This is a genomic window from Streptococcus downei MFe28 (assembly GCF_900459175.1).
Lineage (GTDB): Bacteria > Bacillota > Bacilli > Lactobacillales > Streptococcaceae > Streptococcus > Streptococcus downei.
The window spans coordinates 1,018,271-1,035,057 of record NZ_UHFA01000002.1 but is presented as its reverse complement, the minus strand read 5'-3'; the positions used below and the strand labels follow the sequence as shown (position 1 = coordinate 1,035,057).

Below are 16,787 nucleotides of genomic sequence, written 5' to 3'. Positions count from 1 at the left end.
GGGTTAGACCTAACCAGCCCAGGCTCCATCCGCTTGATTTTGGAAGGGTATTATTTTGGCTTAAAGCCATTTACTCCTACTATTCTACCCAAAAAGGCCTAAAAAATCTAGTCTATTTTGGATTAAATTGCTCGGATGCCCAATTCGTTTGCCCTTGAATTCAGCTTAGTCTCAATGTCCGCATGGCATTGAAGACAGCAAGAACAGTAACCCCGACATCAGCAAAGATAGCCAGCCACATATTGGCTAGTCCCAAACTTGCTAGAAGGAGGACCAAAATTTTGATGGCGATGGAGAAGATGGCATTCTCACGGGCAATCATTACAGTTCTCTTGGCAATTCTGATAGCCTGGGCCAGCTTGGTCAGCTGGTCATTCATAATGACCACATCGGCTGCTTCAATGGCAGCATCACTGCCTAGACCACCCATGGCAATACCGACATCAGCGCGAGCGAGGACTGGGGCATCATTGACCCCATCGCCGACAAATCCAACTGTATGTTTGCTTGATTTTTGCGCGAGATAGCCTTCCAGACAGGCCACCTTGTCAGCTGGCAAGAGACCAGCATGATGAGAACTGAGTCCCAAGTCTTGAGCCACAGTCTTGGCAACCGACTCTTTATCCCCAGTGACCATGACGGTTTGAGTGATGCCTTCCTGCTTAAATTCTTCCAAGGCTGTCTTGGTATCGGGCTTGATGCGGTCAGAAATCACGATATGGCCCACATAAAGGCCATCAATGGCGATGTGGACAATTGTTCCAATTTTCTGGCAGGGCTCCCAGCTAATTCCCAAATCTGTCATGAATCTTTCGTTTCCAACAGCCACGACCTCCTGATTGACCTTTGCCTTAATACCACGACCAGCCACTTCGACCAGGTCTGAAATGGTGCAGTCGTCAGCCTCCTTCTTATAGGCTCTACGTAGAGAGAGGGCAATGGGGTGACTGGAAAATCGCTCAACATGACTAGCTAGGTGCAAGAGGCGCTTCTCATCAACCCGCTTGGGATGAAGGGCGGTCACTTCAAATACTCCCTGGGTCAAGGTTCCTGTCTTGTCAAAGAGCAGGGTTTCCAAATGGGCCAGGTTTTCTAAATAGTTGGAGCCCTTAATCAAAACACCGGCCCTTGAGGCAGCCCCCAGGCCACCAAAGAATGACAGGGGGATAGAAATGACTAGGGCACAGGGACAGGAAATGACCAGAAAGGTCAGGCCTCGGCTTAGCCAATCGGGAAAGGTAGCTACAAAGTTTCCCGATAAAATGGGTGGAATCAGCGATAAAAGCAAGGCTGCTAGGACGACTAAGGGGGTATAGAAATTGGCAAATTTGGTCATAAAGCTTTCACTCTTGGACTTATGACTGGCTGAATTTTCCATCAGGTCAAGAATCTTGGTCAGGGTTGACTCAGCTAACTCCCGAGTAACCTTGACGCGTATCAAGCCCGTTTGATTGATGGTCCCTGATAAGACTTGGTCGCCGACCTCCACCTTCTTAGGCAAATTTTCACCTGTCAAAGCTGCTGTGTCAATCTGTGTGACGCCTTCAAGCAAGAGACCATCCACCGGTACCTTTTCACCTGGGCGGATTTCGATAACATCCCCTTGCTTAAGCTCACTCGGGGAAAGGTCAAGGGTTTGATTGTCCTTTGCCAGATGAGCTTGTTCAGGTCGTAAATCCAGAAGAGCTGCGATAGACCTCTCACTACTACCTTCTGCCAAATGCTCAAAGAGCTCACCCACTTGGTAAAAGGCCATCACAAAGACGGCTTCGGCAAATTCTGGCTGCCCTGTCATGAAAGAAAGGGCAAAGGCTCCCAAAGTTGCCAAGGACATGAGGAAATGCTCACTAAAGATCTGTCCTTTGAGAATTTTTCGGCCAGCCTTCAGCAAAACACCATGTCCCACTAAAAGATAGGGAAGGGCATAAAGGAGGGCCTGCCAGATCAAGGGAAGGGCTAGCATCTCATTTAAGACATAAAGCAAAAGGAGTAAGAGGCCTGTTACCATAATGCTTATGAGAGATTTCTTATCTTTTTGACGCATGGCTAATCCTCCTGATAGTGCTCAAGGACGGCCTGCATGATGCGAGAGATATGGTCGTCAGCCAACTGGTAGAGCCTAGTCTTGCCCTTCTTTTTGACCTTGACGATTTTTAATTGCTTAAGAAGGGTCAATTGGTGAGAAATAGCTGAGGGGGTCATTTCTTGAGCCTCTGCCAATTGGCCAGAGCTCTTTTCACCCTGACTGAGGCACCAAATAATTTGCAGACGGGTATCATTGCCCAGGGCCTTGAAAAAATCTGCTGCTTCTCTTAAAAGCTCTTCTTCTAGTAATTCCTTATCAGGCATGCTTGTCCTTTCTTTTTATCATTTAAATAAATGTTCAAATATTCTACACTTAAATTCTACCATACTTCTGATAACTGTCAAGGAAAAGCGTGATTGCTACTGGTCAGAAAAATCCTGATTGGGAGGCGGTGCATTTCCATTTTTGACTTATTCCTTGCCAGCTTTAGTGTCTCCTATTTTCAGGTCAGGCTCTGCATTTTTTAAGTCGCCGGAACGGTCTTGCCATTACTAACCTTGCTTGCCAAGTCGCAAGCCAAATAGTAAAATGAAGTCGTAAAAAGCTCGTTGTGCCCACTATTATGGAGGATTATTATGGTTTCTACAGCAACACATATTGGCGACTTCACCTTTGACAACTGCCTGATGAATGCGGCAGGAGTTTATTGCATGACCAAGGAAGAATTAGCAGACATAGAGGCCTCTGCTGCAGGCTCCTTTGTCACCAAGACGGGAACCCTGGAAGCACGCCTTGGTAATCCAGAGCCTCGCTATGCCGACACCCAACTGGGGTCTATCAACTCCATGGGCCTGCCCAACCAAGGCTTCCACTACTATCTGGACTATGTCACTGAGCTCCAAAAGGCACCCGATAGCAAGAACCATTTCTTGTCTCTAGTTGGTATGAGCCAGGAAGAAACCCACACCATCTTAAAAACAGTCCAAGAGAGCGACTATGAGGACTTGGTGGAGCTCAATCTCTCCTGCCCCAACGTTCCAGGAAAACCTCAGATTGCCTATGATTTTGAGACGACTGATCAGATTTTGAGTCAGGTCTTCTCTTATTTCACTAAACCCCTGGGCATCAAGCTACCACCATATTTTGACATTGCCCACTTCGACCTGGCGGCTGCGATTTTCAATAAATACCCTCTAACCTTCGTCAACTGCATCAATTCGGTCGGTAATGGCCTGGTCATTGAGGATGAAACTGTGGTCATCAAGCCCAAGAATGGCTTTGGCGGTATCGGAGGTGACTATGTCAAGCCGACGGCTCTGGCTAATGTTCACGCCTTCTACCAACGCCTCAACCCGTCCATCCAGATTATCGGAACTGGCGGAGTCAAATCTGGCCGTGATGCCTTTGAACATATCCTCTGCGGAGCCAGCATGGTCCAAATTGGAACAGCCCTCCATCAAGAAGGACCAGCTGTCTTCGAGCGTATTACCAAGGAACTGCAAGCTATCATGGTAGAAAAAGGTTATCAAACCCTAGAAGACTTCCGCGGTAAACTCAATTACATTGACTAGATTAGGGTGTCAGCAGGCTGGGCTGTGCCTCTCAAAGCTAACTTTCTTGAAGCTGCTTTAGATGGTCGGCTGGCTGGGTCAACTTGTTAGAGACCGGTAGAGTCAGGCACCCTTTAGCCTTTAGCCACAATCATCAGTTGGTATCCTAAATAAGGGCTAAATGGCCTTTCTGATAAAGAAAAACGCATGGAAACTGTCATAAGTTGCTTTCCATGCGTTTTATTTGACTGAAGACGGGCTTAAAGGCCCCGAAATTGAGAGAGCCTGTCGTTTTAACTTGATTCAAGGGAGAGCTGAGACTGCCCGAGGATGTCTATCCCGAAAATTAGGATTTTTATCCAGTCCCTAAAGTCATAGATTTTTTTGAGGCCTTTGTATCTTCAACTTATCTCGAATTTCCTTCCGACTAGGGCTACTTTTACTGGTTCGGTCCTTGCAAGCCAGCCCATAAGCAGGGCCAAATTGAGACTAGGTCAAATCCTCAAAGTCCTCGTCCTCATCCTCACCATCTACTTCCCTGTCAAAGGCCTGCTTTTCTTCATCGGTCATCTCCTTGGGCTTAAACAGTTTAAAGAAATAGCCCAGAAGGAGAAACTTGGTGACCATAAAAACGAGGAGGACAGCCAGAATGATTAAAAATGTTGTTTTCGTCATTATCCTTACTTTTCTAAAAAGAGGCTAGGACAAGTCCCAGCCTCTTTTGATATTAAGAAATCTTTCTTATTTAACAGCGTCTTTAAGAGCTTTACCAGCCTTGAATGCTGGAACTTTTGAAGCTGCGATTTTGATTTCAGCACCAGTTTGTGGGTTGCGACCTTTACGAGCTGCACGTTCACGAACTTCAAAGTTACCGAAACCGATCAATTGAACTTTTTCACCTTTTGAAAGGAAACCTTCAATTGATGAGAAGACTGCATCAACTGCTGCAGCTGAATCTTTTTTAGTCAATTCTGTTGCTTCAGCAACCTTTGCGATCAAATCTTGTTTATTAGCCATTTAACTAATCCTCCAAATATTATTAAGCCCAAAGTCGAAACTAACGGCTTTAACAAAGACTATCATATCTGATTTTCCCCCCTAGGTCAAGTATAAAACGTCATTTTAAGCCAGATTAGCCAATAAAATAGCCCTTTTTTGCGAAAAAGTATGAAAGTAAAAGAAAATCCCCAAAATTCTTGTCAATCTTGGGGAGAACAGGCTTTTGGAGTTTCATCAGGAGCCTGCTAAACGATGTCTTATTTTTTGTCTTAGACTCGATTGAAAATAAGTTACTGAACTCAAATACTCCTTTCAGAAAAAGAGATAGAGATTTTTAAGGGCACCTCTAAATACTCAATAAAATTGCGATTTTGTCGTTACAATTGTTGCTAAATCAACACTTTAATTTAAAAGTTTGGGGTTTTTAGAGGTGCCCTTAATTTATTAAATTTAGTGGGAGGTGAACGAAGCGAATCCAGAAGATACTTTCGCTGTATTTGAGGCAGATTTAGTCCAAATGACTAAATCTGCCTGAGCTTGAAAACGCAAAATCGAAAGGGCTCAAAAAATAGGAATGGAACGCCAACGACGGTCGCTTCCGTCCGCACTACCTAAGAAAGTATCAAAATAATAGAATTGACTTTAGCCAAGTACACTTCCAAAGCAAGTCTCCTATTTTTTCTTGTAGACATCAAAACTAATTTTATCATTGACCAGGTCAAAGTCGGTTGCCTTGGCATAGAGCCCCACCTTATTATCCATTTTTGGCAGGTTAAGAACGAGGGTCCCCTTCTTGCTGTCAACTTCCACAAATTTTGGAAGCTTGTAATTGGCATCAATAAACTTCAAAACTTCAGACACCGGCAATGACAAGGTTCCAGCAGAGACAGAGTCAACATTGAGCTGGATACTGCCATCACCTAGGACGACTGGCGTGAAATAAACATAGAGGGGAACCTTATAACCTAGGACGGTATAGGTTCCTTCAAACATAACATTTTTTGAAGTGGCCTTGAAACTATAGGAATAGGTCTTGGTCTGGTACTGCTTGAGGTAGGCTTGAACGGTATCATTGAGCTGGTCTCGCGAGCTCTTGAAGGTACCAATCTTGACATCTTCTTGCGAGACCGTTTGACTGATGTGAGAGCTGGGCTCCCTAAAGGTGCCAAGCCGCAGGGCCAGAATCCCCACAAAGGCAATATTAAAGGCCAGAAGTGTCAAAAAGCCCCATTTCCAGAGGTTGTGTTTACCAGTCTTTTTTTGTTTCATTTACTTTCTCCAAAACAGCATTGGCCATGATTTGATAGCCGGTATTATTAGGGTGGAAATGGTCTTTCTCATAGAGGACATCATTCCTTTTGTCAGCCTTGTTGGAACCATCGCCTGACTCAGTAATGCCCTCCTTGCCATCAATTCCCTTATAGAGGCGGTCATTGATTTCGACAAAATAGACCTTGTCATATTCTTGCGTGACCTGCTTGGTTCCTTCATTCCAATTATCAACGACCTCCTGCATTTGGGTCATATCAGGAAAATTCAGGTAGTAAGGGTTATAAATTCCTAGGACATAGATGGGCAGGCCCTTATTTCCCTTGCGAGCCAGCTCAATAATCTTTCGCAGATGCTTTTGATAGTCTTGGGCAGGCTTGGTGAAGCTGTCCAAGGTCAAATCGGAAATATTTTTACGCAGAACAGCCATGACATCATTGCCACCCAGGGTCAGGGTCAGCAAATCAGCCTTCTGCATATCTTTTTTTAGGTCTTTCTTTTCTTCTAACCTGGTTAAGATCTGCTGGCTGGTATTGCCAGATACCCCGTAATTTTTAGCCGTCACCTGATAGCGGTAATCAGACTCCAGTTGTCTGGATAGGATAGGGATAAAGCCCCCTTGGTTGGTGGTATCCCCAACACCCTGGGTCAGGGAATCCCCTAGGGCCACATAGTTAAAGGCAGTTGACTTGTTGTGGTGCTTGAAATCAGCATCCGTCAAACGACTATCCGCCTTGGGTAAAAGAAAATTGATGGCCAGGCCAAAGACCAGCAAGGCCAGGATAAAAAAGCCAGGGGCTGTTAAAAACTTTTTATTCATAGCGCACCATGACCGCAAAGGCACCCTCACCCGTATGGGTCTGGATAATGGAGCCTGTTTCTAAGACAGAGATATGCTCACCAGCCACCAGCACTTCCAGCTTATCCTTCATGGTATTGGCCCAGTCAGGACTGCCAGAATAAGAGATGCCAATTTCAGCGACCTGACGCTCCTGGGCATGGGCGATGAAGCTATCCAGCCACTTGTTAAAGGTCTTTTGTCCCCGTCCTTTAGCAACTGGGTTGAGGGTAGAGTCCTTGAGCTCCATGACTACTCGGATATTGAGGAGGGAGGAAATCATTCCAGAAACACGGCCAATCCGACCACCCTTAACCAGATTTTCCAAGGTAGACACGCCAATAAAGAGTTCGGATTTTTGCCGTACTTCTTCTATCTTAGCCAAAACCTCATCCAGGCTAGCTCCTTGTTCGGCTAGAATGGCGGCTTGTACCACCTGATGCTTCATGGACTGATCGGTGAAGGTTGAGTCGATAACCGTCACATCCAGACCAGCAATTGTCGCTCCCTGGCGGGCAGCTTCTACCGTTCCAGACAGGCTAGAGGTGATATGGATGGAAACAATTTGCTCGGCACCTTCATTAGCCAACTTCTCGTAGACTTCCGCAAAAACACCAACAGGCGGTTGGCTGGTCTTGGGCAGTTCCTTGCTGGCGCGCATGAGGTTGAGGAATTTGCCCTCTTCCTTCAAATCGTTATCGCTATAGATGACCCCATCAATCATGACTGAGAGTGGGACAACCGTGATGTCCAAGCTCTCCACCAATTCGGGCTCAATGGTGATTGAGGAGTCCGTTACAATCTTAATTTTAGACATTGCTAATTCCTACTTCATTCTTTCTAATAAAACACTTTCATTATATCAAAATTCTTAGCTTTTTTGGGGCCTTCTGCCCAATTTAGGGCTAAGGTCCCAGGTCCAGAAAGTTGCCATAAAGACTAAAAAAAAAGCGATAAATGTAAAAAAGCAGGGGGTCCAGCTGGAAAAGGACGAGCCCTGCGATTTTTTACGGTAGCAAATTTTAAGAACGACTTAGCCCATGGGCCAGTCTGCAGTTATCTGATGCTGTTTTTTTGTGCGAGCAAAACTAGGAATCTTGTGGGAGGCGACTGAGATTAAAACGGATAAAGATAAGGCTCATGACCAAGGTTACCAGAAATAGGAGAACTATGAGAAGCTGACCTTGATTGATAAAGAGCCCGCTGAGACCAAATCCTAGAAGGGTAGGGGAAAACATTCCTAGTGCCAAGCGGTTAGTGAACTTATGACTGTCCTTCTTCAGTTCAATGGACTGAATATCATCATTCTTGATGAAGTAATACTTATCCTTAAGCAGTTTATTGGTGGCCTTGCTGCGTTGAATCAGGAGAAGACCACCTTGTTCAAAGGATAAATTATAGAAGGTTCTGGCAAAGATAATCAGCCAGTAGGAAAATAGGGCCGCGCTATTGCCTGGTCCCGTGAAGACTGTTAGATTGAGGCTATTGGGACTGTAGCCCAGTTCTGCCTTGGTTTGGTTAATCGTGTTTAAATCATATGCTTTCATGACAACTCTTAACCTCATTTTCTTAAATATGCCTTAAGTCTATCACAAACTTTAGAAAAGACAAGCTTAATGACCATATTTATTGAGAAAGTGAAAAGAAGTTAATTTTTCTGACAATATCCCCAAACTTAAAATCTCTAACCTAAAATTTTTAAAGTCAAAATTTTGCCACCTAGTCAGAAAAGCTTATAAGATCAAGCTTTCTAGCCTGTCTAGTTACATTTGAGACCTTTGTAACAAAGACGACATGATTTTTTAATTTTTAGCCTAGTTAGTAATTTTTTAGAAGCCAAAAATCAAAATTGGGCTTTAAGCATGGGGGATTTTACTCTAGCAATCATTTTGTCTTATTTGTCCGAAAACGATTACAAAGACCCCTTTCTCCTCTTGAGGCTTATTGCTTAATCCTTCATCTATGTTAGAATACTTTACTGTCAAATAAAATTATTAGATAGGAACTACTATGCAGAAGAACACATTCAGCAAACGTAAAACTAAATTCGCCGGTCTCTGTGGAGCCATCCTGGCTACGACTACCATTGCCATGGGTGTCGGTGCAACTGTCCATGCCGATGAAGCCAGTGCATCAGCAACAACAGATACAGCTACTCAAACCAAGGAGACAGCTGGTAGCAAGCAAGAGCAAGTAAGTTTTGAAAATACAACTGTCGATACCAGCACTCAAAATCAAGAGACAGCTGTGACCACCCCAGTAGCTCAAGTTACACAAACGAATGAAGCTACACCAGTAGCACCAAGTCAAGATACTGCTAGTGCCGCTCCTGTCCAAGATGCCGCTACGACAACCGTCCAACCAGCTACTGCTGCGGGCCAAGGAACTAACAATAATGGCAATGAACAAGCACAAGGTGTCACACCAAAATCTACAGCCAGTCAACAGCCTGCACCCGCTGTAACCACCAAGCCAGAAGATACTACTGAATACGGTAGTGTTGACTTTGATAAGACATTAACAGCCACAGCAAAAACGGCTCCTGTTACCGATGTCAATTATGATGGTTCTCAGGATGTTTACATCACTATCGATGACCCAAGCCAAGCTTATACACCAAATGCTGACAACATTGCCAAATATTTAAACGAATACTTGACCCAATTGCGTCAAATCAATGGTATCAATGTTCCCGTTCCAGATGCTAACGACTTGATGAAGAACTGGGCACAAAGCCGTGCTGATGAAGAGGCCCAAGAGTCTGATAGCATTGACCATGAGACTAAATTAGCCTATCCTTCTGGCGTACAAATTTATTCCGAAGATGGCCATGAAGATTCCCTTAGCACTATTACACCAACTAAAGATGGTAAAAACTTGGGGTCTGACCAAGCAACAGCCTATTACCTGGCCCTCAACTGGTTCGCCGATTACTTTAATATTGCAGGTAGCAAGGATGATGCAAATGGTATGAGTTCATTTGGCCACGCTATTTCCATCCTCTCTAACAGCGGTGACGGTATGGCCCTAGGTATCGCTAATGGTACCGGTAAAGAAACTGGTGGCTTCTACGCTATGCTGGAAATTGGTAGCAATTCCAATGTCAAAAATGAAGATGGTTTCGCTGCTACTACCAAGGATGCTAACGGCAACTGGATCTTGACCTATAATGGTAAACGAGTCATGTTCTTGCCTAAGACCATTTTCCACTATGTGACCAAGGATCCTAATGCTAAGCCAGACCAAAAGACTGGCGATCAGGCCAAGGATCCTGCTGCAGGAAACGGTCAAGGCTCTGCCGGTAACGGCCAAGGCTCTGCCGGTAACGGCCAAGCTAGTCCTCTAGCTCCTAAGACGGTTCAAGCCACAAGCCAAGGAGCTGGCATGGGTAGTGCTTCTGCCACTGCTAGCAAGGAAGACAAGAACCTGCCATCTACAGGTGACTCAGCTCAAAGTGCTGTAACAGCTATCGGTGCTGTTATGGTCATGGCTGGACTTGGTTTGGCTGGTGCAGGCAAACTTAAAAAAGAAGACTAAGCTATAAAGATCACAAAAGGATGAGACCTTCTATTTTAGGGGGTTCATCTTTTTTTGACTACTTTTTCTTCTGCCTGAGCATAAAATGGTGTCAAAACTTGAAAATTCCTTCGTTTTACCTAAAGCTTGCAATCTTACCTAACTATGGTAAAATAACAATAGAAAAAGGGCCTTGCGACCAACAAGACCCCATGTAAAGCCGTTAAACGGTGGTCACATTTGATTAATTTATTTATTAACCGTCATGTATCCAAAGCGATGACGGTTATTTTTTACTATTTTTGAAGATTTGGTAACAAAGACTGATTAGGGCTATAGTAAACATAGCAAAACCTAAAATCGTCTCTACCACTTCAAAAGCAGTCAAAGAGTTACCTCCCTTCCACAAGATACCACGGACAAGGCAAGTCAATTGTTAATATTTAGACTTGCTACGAAAACTTCTACCGAAGTTTTCTATGTCCCTGACTAACTCCGCTAAAGCATTGTTATCAACTGTTTTAGCTTCGTGTCGCAGAGCCGTCAAGCACCACAAAGGATTAAAAAGGTCTGGGAGACCTTTTTAACCCGAACCTAACAATAAAAATGTGAGGTAGAAAATCGGGTGATAGAGCATCAAGCTCCAAGCCCGATTTGCACCTCAAGGTAGTCTTGGCTGTAATTGACTAAAGTCAAAACAGCCACCTCTCTTTTTCCACAGTGGTGTAGGCGAGTTCAATTCTGTTAGATTTCGATGAGTACCGCATAGGCATCACCTCACTTTCAGAAATAGGATTGTAACCACCGTCTTCACTTCTTTACGAGGCCATTATAACACAAAATTAGTCTTATTACTAACAATAATTTACTACCAAAAACAGCCTTCTATTCAATGATGGATAGAAGGCTGTTGCTTATTTTTAGGTTCTTGGACTTTAAAAGAAAGAGCAAGGCTATTGGCCAGGTAATGGGAATGTAGCCACAAATCTTTACCATTTGTTTAATCCATCATCCCTGCTTGGAGCTGATACATGCGGTGGTAGGTGCCCTGCTGGGCTAGGAGTTGCTCGTGGGTGCCCGATTCGATGATGCGGCCCTTGTCTAGGACATAGATGCAGTTGGCATCTTGGATAGTCGAGAGGCGGTGGGCGATGGCGATGGTGGTTCTGCCTTGTCGCATCTTCTTGAGGGAATTTTGGATGACGTCCTCGGTCTCCGAGTCAATATTAGCCGTCGCTTCGTCTAGAATCAAGACCTTAGGTTGGCTGGCCACCGTTCTAGCAAAGGCTAGGAGCTGACGCTGACCCGTTGAAAAAGTGGAGCCTCGCTCGGTCACGGGTTCATCATAGCCCTGGGGTAGTTTTTCAATAAAGTCGCTGGCATCAACAAAGTCTGCTGCTGCTTTGACTTCCTGGTCGGAAATATCCTGATACATGCGGATATTGGAGGAAATGGTCCCATGATAGAGGAAGGGATCCTGCAAGACCAGTCCCACAGAGGAACGAAGTTCTGCCTGTGAATAGTCTCTGATGTCATGGCCGTCTAGGAGGACTTGCCCCGAGCCAAATTCATAGAAACGCATAAAGACATTGATGATGGAGGACTTGCCAGAACCTGTCGGTCCAACAAAGGCAATGGTCTGCCCTTTTTGGACCTTGAAGCTAATATTATCCAGAATCTGACGCTTGCCATCATAGGAAAAGCTGACATTTTTAAATTCGATATTGCCCTGGGTCACCTGCAGGTCCTGATTGGCCTGCTGGGGCTCGTAGTCCCTGCGGTCAATGAGTTTAAAGACCCGCCCAGCCGAAACCATAGAGGTCTGGAGGGTAGAAAAATTCTGGGTGACCGAAATCAGGGGGTCAAAAAGCCGATTGATGTACTGGATAAAGGCATACATGAGACCTGCCGTAATGCCGAAGGTCTTCCAGGTCAGGCCAAAGTAGGCCATGAGTACGGCATAGCCCAAAAGTTTGAGCAGGGACATGGCCGGTCTGAGAAAGACTGAATCTAGGAGAACCGAGCGGTTGGCGTAGACCAGGTGGCTCTGGTTGATTTCCTCAAATTCTTCTTTTAGGCGATTTTCTTGGCGAAAGGCCTGAATGACCCTGATGCCTTCAATAGACTCGGACAACTTGGTGTTGATGTCGCTGAGCCGGGCCCTAGTTGCTTCGATGACCGTCATGGATTTCTTGCGGTAGAGGTCAACTAGAACAAAGATAAAGGGCAGGAAGAAGGCTACCAAAATTGTCAGACGGACATCAAGGACAATCATGGTATAGAGGGTGGTCGCAAAGATAAAGATAGCCGAGATGAAGCTGGACAGAATTCCGGTAAACATCTGGCTAATGGCTTCGGTATCGTTGGTCAGGCGAGAAACGATGGAGCCCGCAGGGGTCTGGTCAAAATAAGCCATGCCCAGTTTTTGGATATTGTCAAAAGCATCTTGACGAATATCGCGAACGATGGCATAGGCCACCTTGGCAAAGAGGTAATTCCCCACGTAGGAAAAAATCATCTGCAGGACATAGAGCAGGAAGTAACCAGCCAGGACCGTGAGGGCCAGCTGACTGACCTGTTGGATATAGTGGTCAATAAAATAGCGAGCCACCAAGGGAATAACCGTCTGCACCACTGAGGTCAAAAGCAGGAAGGCTAGAGCCAGGGAGGTCAGCCACTTATAGGTTTTGAGATAGGCCAGCAGGCGTCTAAAGACCTGCCATTGGCCCATGATTTGGGTCTCATTCTCCATGGTCTCCTCCTTCCATTTCTAATTGTTGGGAAGCGTAGGTCCTGGCATACCAGCCACCTTGAGCCAGCAAGTCATCATGACGACCACGCTCAACGATACGGCCATCTTGCATGACCAGAATTAAATCGCTGTGAACGACGGCACTGAGGCGATGGGCAGTAATCAGGGTCGTCTTGCCCTGACGGGTTTCCTTGAGGTGCTCGATGATAGCATTTTCTGTCTTGGCATCAACAGCCGAGAGGGAGTCGTCCAGAATCAGAATCTCTGGGTCCATAATCATGGCCCGAGCCATGGCAATCCGTTGTTTCTGACCACCAGAGAGGGAGACCCCTTTTTCACTAATCAGGGTTTCAAAGCCCTCTGGCATGGCGACAATGTCATCGTAGACCTGGGCTAGCTTAGCTGCCTCTTGGACTTGGTCCAAGGTCAAAGCTGGATTGGAAAAACGGATATTTTCTAGAATGGACATGGCAAAGAGAAATTGGTCCTGGGGGACATAGCCCATGAGACTGCGGAGGTCAGAAAGCTTGTAGTCCTTGATATTGTGACCATTGAGTTTGATATCACCCTCTTGGACATCATATTCTCGCAGGAGTAATTTCAGGAGACTGGTTTTGCCTGAACCCGTTTGGCCGACCAGACCTAGGGTTTGGCCTTTTTCCAGTTGGAAATGGATATTGGAGAGGGTCGCTTCGTCCTCATAGGCAAAGCGGTCAATATCGTAGCTGATTGGGCCATTTTCAATCTCAGCTAGGGGATAGTCTGTTTCTTGAACATCACTTTCTTCAGCCAGAAGTTTGGAAATCCGATCATAGGAAACATTACCCCGCTGGCTAATATTAAAGAGGAAGCCAATGGCCTGCAAGGGCCAAACCAGCATATCCAGATAGGTAATGAAGGTAACCAGACTTCCGACTGTGAGCTGACCTGCCGAAATCAGGTAGGCCCCCACCAAGAGCGTCAGGACATAGGAGGAGCCGACAAAAATCATGGTAACAGGGGTAAACATGGAGTTGTAGCGCATGCTGATCAGGTTCTTGCGAAAATTAGCCTGGTTGGTTTGCGCAAAACTAGCAGACTCATCGGCCTGGTAGCCAAAGGACTTGGTCACCTTGATCCCTGAGATACTTTCTTGAACCTTATTATTGAGGTCAGAAAATGAGGCCAGGGCTGCCTTGAAGGATTCATGATTCTTGCGTCCCAGCCAAGAAGTGGTCCAGGCCATAAGTGGCAGAGGGAGGATAGCAATCAGGGTCATCTTCCAGGAAATGGTCAAAAGCATGGTCAAGAGGGTGACCAAGGCTGTAATGGAAGCATCGACAGCCGACATGACTCCTGCTCCTGCCAACATGGTCAAGGAGTTGATGTCATTGGTGGCGTGGGCCATCAGGTCCCCTGTCCGATACTTTTGGAAAAAAGAAGGCGACATCTGAGTGAAATGCTCAAAGAGGCGACTACGAAGAATGGTCCCCAAACGATAAGAGGTCCCTAAAAGATAAACCCGCCAAATCAGGCGCAAGAGGTACATGCCTAAAGCAGCTAGCAAGAGGATAACCAGCTTAATTAAAAGGGAATTCAGGGTCAGGTTCTTGGCATCAATAGAGTCAATAACCTTCCCCATGACCTTGGGCGGAATCAGATTGAGGACACTAACCAGGCTCAAGGACAGAATCCCAATTAAATAGCGCCGTTTTTCCTGCCGGAAAAACCACCAGAGTTTTTTGATAATCATAATAGTTCCTTGAAAAATGTGATAGATAGAATAAGAGAGAGGTTCTGGGTGACTGAGTTACCCGCTTTAGTTAGACATCTGACTTAGATAGTCCCTCCTTGGCAACTCTAAGCATACCCCTCAATAATTTAATCACAACAAGAGAGAGTGGGACAGAAATCAGTATTTCGTCAAATTGATTTCGTTGTCCCACCTCCGCACAGTTGATTAGGATGGCCGCTATCACTTGCCCAGCAAGGGATAAGGACTTCCAATCAACCACTGCGTCAAGCGTTTAATACTGCATAAATAAACTAAGCTGAGACATTACGTCCCAGCCTCTTGTTTATTTATATAAAGCATTGGGAGCAAACACCTGTGGGGATGAGCTCCTCCAAATGTCTTATAGGTAATTTCCCCAAGAGTTGATAGTCTCGTGGATGAAGATAAAGTCCTCGTGGGGGGCTATTCCATCCTAAGTTTTTTTGATTTTCCTTACTAGAAATTTTACCACAGGGACCAAGCCTAGGGCAAGCAATCCGCCCAGACTATTAAAGATGAGGTCATCAACTTCAAAGACCCGATTGGCATTGAAGAGCCAGTCAAGAATAACCTGGGTCGTTTCGATACCTAGGCTCATGCCAAAACTCATGGCAAGTACCAAAGGCCAGCGTCGCCAAGTCGGCTTCAGGGCCAAAATCCCTAGGACCAGAGGGGTCAAAAGGAGCAAGTTTGAAAAATTCTGACCGATGACCCAGAAAAGTTTTTTGAAGGTATCTAACTTGCCGATGGAGACAAAGGAGTTGAAGGGAACCAAGAGATAGGGGACCTGTCCCCAATAATGAATATTAGGGGTATCAACATCTTTCAACCCAATCGGTTGGGGAGAAAAGCAGAGATAGAGAAGGCAAAGGCTGTAACCTGCTATGAGAAAATAGACTAGGCGACGGCCAGTTGCTGTCAGCTCTGCTTCTGCAGCAAAACACTTCTCGACTAGCTTAGCCATTTTTCTCTGCCTTAGCTAGGGCCTTTTGTCGGTCCCGCTTCATGGTGTTGGAGCGCAATTGACCACAGGCTGCATCAATGTCTGTCCCGTGCTCTTGACGGACCACGCAGTTGACGCCATTTTTCTTGAGAACATCATAGAAGGCATCCACGCGCTCCTTGGTCGAACGGCTGTATTGGTCATGCTCAGAAACTGCATTGTAAGGAATGAGGTTAACATAAGAGAGCTTGCGGATGGACTTGGTCAAGTCTGCCAGCTCCTGGGCATTCTCAGGATAATCATTGACTTCGTTGAGCATGATATACTCAAAGGTGACCCGACGGTTGGTCGTCTGGATATAGTACTCAATCGCATCAAAGAGCTTTTCCAGAGGGAAGGAACGATTGATGCGCATGATGCTGGAGCGTAGCTCGTTATTGGGAGCATGAAGGGAAACGGCCAGATTGACCTGAATGCCTTCATTGGCAAATTCACGGATTTTGTGGGCTAGGCCTGAGGTGGAAACCGTGATATGACGGGCTCCGATAGCCAGACCATTGTCGTCATTGATGGTCCGTAAGAAACGGATGACATTGTCATAATTATCAAAGGGCTCGCCAATACCCATGACCACCACATGGCTGACCCGTTCCCCATTTCCTTGGTCGTCCAGGTACTTTTGCACCAGCATGATTTGAGCTGTGATTTCACCGTTGTTTAGGTCCCGTTGCTTTTTAATCAGACCGCTGGCGCAGAAGGTACAACCGATATTACAGCCGACTTGAGTGGTGACACAAACCGACAAGCCGTAGTGCTGCCGCATGAGCACCGTTTCAATCAGCATCCCATCGGGTAATTCAAAGAGGTACTTGATGGTGCCATCAGCCGACTCCTGGACAATCCGTTGCTTGAGGGGATTGAAATCAAAATTTTCCTTGAGCAGGGCGATGAAGTCCTTGGAAATATTGGTCATCTCATCAAAGGATTGGACCCTTTTCTTATAAAGCCAATCCCAGATTTGGCTAGCCCGAAATTTCTTTTGACCGTGTTCAAGGGACCAATCAATCAACTGGTCCCGAGTCAGGCTATAAATGGATGGTTTCAAGTCTGGATTTTCTTGCTTTGTCTTACTTCTTGGCAT

At 45.7% G+C, this 16,787-nt stretch carries 15 protein-coding genes; 2 read left to right on the top strand and 13 right to left on the bottom strand.

Translation table 11 applies throughout. From position 1 onward, the window contains the following. Nucleotides 1-160 precede the first annotated feature (160 nt). Both DYE66_RS05050 and DYE66_RS05045 read right to left on the bottom strand, forming a co-directional pair. The gene (locus tag DYE66_RS05050; protein WP_021673736.1) at nucleotides 161-2,044 is read right to left on the bottom strand and encodes a heavy metal translocating P-type ATPase; all 1,884 of its coding nucleotides are present in this window, start codon (nucleotides 2,042-2,044) and stop codon (nucleotides 161-163) included. Between the two features lie 2 nt (nucleotides 2,045-2,046). Then, complete coding sequence (locus tag DYE66_RS05045) at nucleotides 2,047-2,349, bottom strand: ArsR/SmtB family transcription factor (RefSeq protein WP_019782451.1); 303 nt, start codon at nucleotides 2,347-2,349, stop codon at nucleotides 2,047-2,049. Between the two features lie 312 nt (nucleotides 2,350-2,661). On the opposite strand from DYE66_RS05045, the gene DYE66_RS05040 reads away from it, so the two are divergent. Further along, a complete protein-coding gene (locus DYE66_RS05040; RefSeq protein ID WP_003000212.1) occupies nucleotides 2,662-3,597 on the top strand; it encodes a dihydroorotate oxidase in 936 nt (311 codons plus the stop codon). 468 nt (nucleotides 3,598-4,065) lie between these two features. Here DYE66_RS05040 and DYE66_RS05035 read toward each other — a convergent pair whose 3' ends face one another. The 6 genes from DYE66_RS05035 to DYE66_RS05010 all read right to left on the bottom strand — a co-directional run bounded on the left by DYE66_RS05035 (nucleotide 4,066) and on the right by DYE66_RS05010 (nucleotide 8,229). Then, nucleotides 4,066-4,251, bottom strand: coding sequence for a hypothetical protein (locus DYE66_RS05035; protein ID WP_003000081.1), 186 nt, complete (start codon nucleotides 4,249-4,251; stop codon nucleotides 4,066-4,068). 66 nt (nucleotides 4,252-4,317) lie between these two features. Then, a complete protein-coding gene (locus DYE66_RS05030) occupies nucleotides 4,318-4,593 on the bottom strand; it encodes an HU family DNA-binding protein (protein WP_002962273.1) in 276 nt (91 codons plus the stop codon). A gap of 654 nt (nucleotides 4,594-5,247) precedes the next feature. Continuing rightward, nucleotides 5,248-5,844, bottom strand: a complete 597-nt coding sequence (locus DYE66_RS05025; RefSeq protein WP_003000155.1) for a YpmS family protein — start codon at nucleotides 5,842-5,844, stop codon at nucleotides 5,248-5,250. Continuing rightward, on the bottom strand, nucleotides 5,822-6,664 hold the full coding sequence (locus DYE66_RS05020; RefSeq protein ID WP_115324990.1) for an SGNH/GDSL hydrolase family protein: 843 nt from the start codon (nucleotides 6,662-6,664) through the stop codon (nucleotides 5,822-5,824). Before DYE66_RS05020 ends, DYE66_RS05025 begins: the two co-directional genes overlap by 23 nt. After that, nucleotides 6,657-7,499 carry a DegV family protein gene (locus tag DYE66_RS05015; protein ID WP_115324989.1) on the bottom strand — a complete coding sequence of 281 codons (843 nt, stop codon included), beginning with the start codon at nucleotides 7,497-7,499 and terminating at the stop codon, nucleotides 6,657-6,659. The genes DYE66_RS05020 and DYE66_RS05015 overlap by 8 nt, the downstream gene beginning before the upstream one ends. Before the next feature lie 271 nt (nucleotides 7,500-7,770). Further along, complete coding sequence (locus tag DYE66_RS05010; protein ID WP_115324988.1) at nucleotides 7,771-8,229, bottom strand: hypothetical protein; 459 nt, start codon at nucleotides 8,227-8,229, stop codon at nucleotides 7,771-7,773. Nucleotides 8,230-8,692: 463 nt separating this feature from the next. Between DYE66_RS05010 and DYE66_RS05005 the strand changes: the two genes are divergently transcribed. Then, entirely contained in the window at nucleotides 8,693-10,219 is a 1,527-nt protein-coding gene (locus DYE66_RS05005; protein WP_003000021.1) for a putative cross-wall-targeting lipoprotein signal domain-containing protein, read from the top strand. Between the two features lie 265 nt (nucleotides 10,220-10,484). Here the strand turns inward: DYE66_RS05005 and DYE66_RS05000 are convergent, their stop codons facing one another. From DYE66_RS05000 to rlmN, 5 genes are all read right to left on the bottom strand, one after another. Further along, nucleotides 10,485-10,610, bottom strand: coding sequence for a putative holin-like toxin (locus DYE66_RS05000; protein ID WP_303740608.1), 126 nt, complete (start codon nucleotides 10,608-10,610; stop codon nucleotides 10,485-10,487). 588 nt (nucleotides 10,611-11,198) lie between these two features. Beyond that, a complete protein-coding gene (locus DYE66_RS04995) occupies nucleotides 11,199-12,950 on the bottom strand; it encodes an ABC transporter ATP-binding protein (RefSeq protein WP_115324987.1) in 1,752 nt (583 codons plus the stop codon). After that, complete coding sequence (locus tag DYE66_RS04990; RefSeq protein WP_115324986.1) at nucleotides 12,940-14,682, bottom strand: ABC transporter ATP-binding protein; 1,743 nt, start codon at nucleotides 14,680-14,682, stop codon at nucleotides 12,940-12,942. The genes DYE66_RS04995 and DYE66_RS04990 overlap by 11 nt, the downstream gene beginning before the upstream one ends. 454 nt (nucleotides 14,683-15,136) lie before the next feature. Continuing rightward, nucleotides 15,137-15,667 carry a VanZ family protein gene (locus DYE66_RS04985; protein WP_003000358.1) on the bottom strand — a complete coding sequence of 177 codons (531 nt, stop codon included), beginning with the start codon at nucleotides 15,665-15,667 and terminating at the stop codon, nucleotides 15,137-15,139. Beyond that, entirely contained in the window at nucleotides 15,660-16,787 is a 1,128-nt protein-coding gene (gene rlmN / locus DYE66_RS04980; RefSeq protein WP_003000261.1) for a dual-specificity RNA methyltransferase RlmN, read from the bottom strand. The genes DYE66_RS04985 and rlmN overlap by 8 nt, the downstream gene beginning before the upstream one ends.

Bases quoted from the DNA above. Each gene is read 5' to 3' on its own strand.
- DYE66_RS05050 (WP_021673736.1), bottom strand. From the start codon at position 2,044: ATGCGTCAAAAAGATAAGAAATCTCTCATAAGCATTATGGTAACAGGC.
- DYE66_RS05045 (WP_019782451.1), bottom strand. From the start codon at position 2,349: ATGCCTGATAAGGAATTACTAGAAGAAGAGCTTTTAAGAGAAGCAGCA.
- DYE66_RS05040 (WP_003000212.1), top strand. From the start codon at position 2,662: ATGGTTTCTACAGCAACACATATTGGCGACTTCACCTTTGACAACTGC.
- DYE66_RS05035 (WP_003000081.1), bottom strand. From the start codon at position 4,251: ATGACGAAAACAACATTTTTAATCATTCTGGCTGTCCTCCTCGTTTTT.
- DYE66_RS05030 (WP_002962273.1), bottom strand. From the start codon at position 4,593: ATGGCTAATAAACAAGATTTGATCGCAAAGGTTGCTGAAGCAACAGAA.
- DYE66_RS05025 (WP_003000155.1), bottom strand. From the start codon at position 5,844: ATGAAACAAAAAAAGACTGGTAAACACAACCTCTGGAAATGGGGCTTT.
- DYE66_RS05020 (WP_115324990.1), bottom strand. From the start codon at position 6,664: ATGAATAAAAAGTTTTTAACAGCCCCTGGCTTTTTTATCCTGGCCTTG.
- DYE66_RS05015 (WP_115324989.1), bottom strand. From the start codon at position 7,499: ATGTCTAAAATTAAGATTGTAACGGACTCCTCAATCACCATTGAGCCC.
- DYE66_RS05010 (WP_115324988.1), bottom strand. From the start codon at position 8,229: ATGAAAGCATATGATTTAAACACGATTAACCAAACCAAGGCAGAACTG.
- DYE66_RS05005 (WP_003000021.1), top strand. From the start codon at position 8,693: ATGCAGAAGAACACATTCAGCAAACGTAAAACTAAATTCGCCGGTCTC.
- DYE66_RS04995 (WP_115324987.1), bottom strand. From the start codon at position 12,950: ATGGAGAATGAGACCCAAATCATGGGCCAATGGCAGGTCTTTAGACGC.
- DYE66_RS04990 (WP_115324986.1), bottom strand. From the start codon at position 14,682: ATGATTATCAAAAAACTCTGGTGGTTTTTCCGGCAGGAAAAACGGCGC.
- DYE66_RS04985 (WP_003000358.1), bottom strand. From the start codon at position 15,667: ATGGCTAAGCTAGTCGAGAAGTGTTTTGCTGCAGAAGCAGAGCTGACA.
- rlmN (WP_003000261.1), bottom strand. From the start codon at position 16,787: ATGCCAAGAAGTAAGACAAAGCAAGAAAATCCAGACTTGAAACCATCC.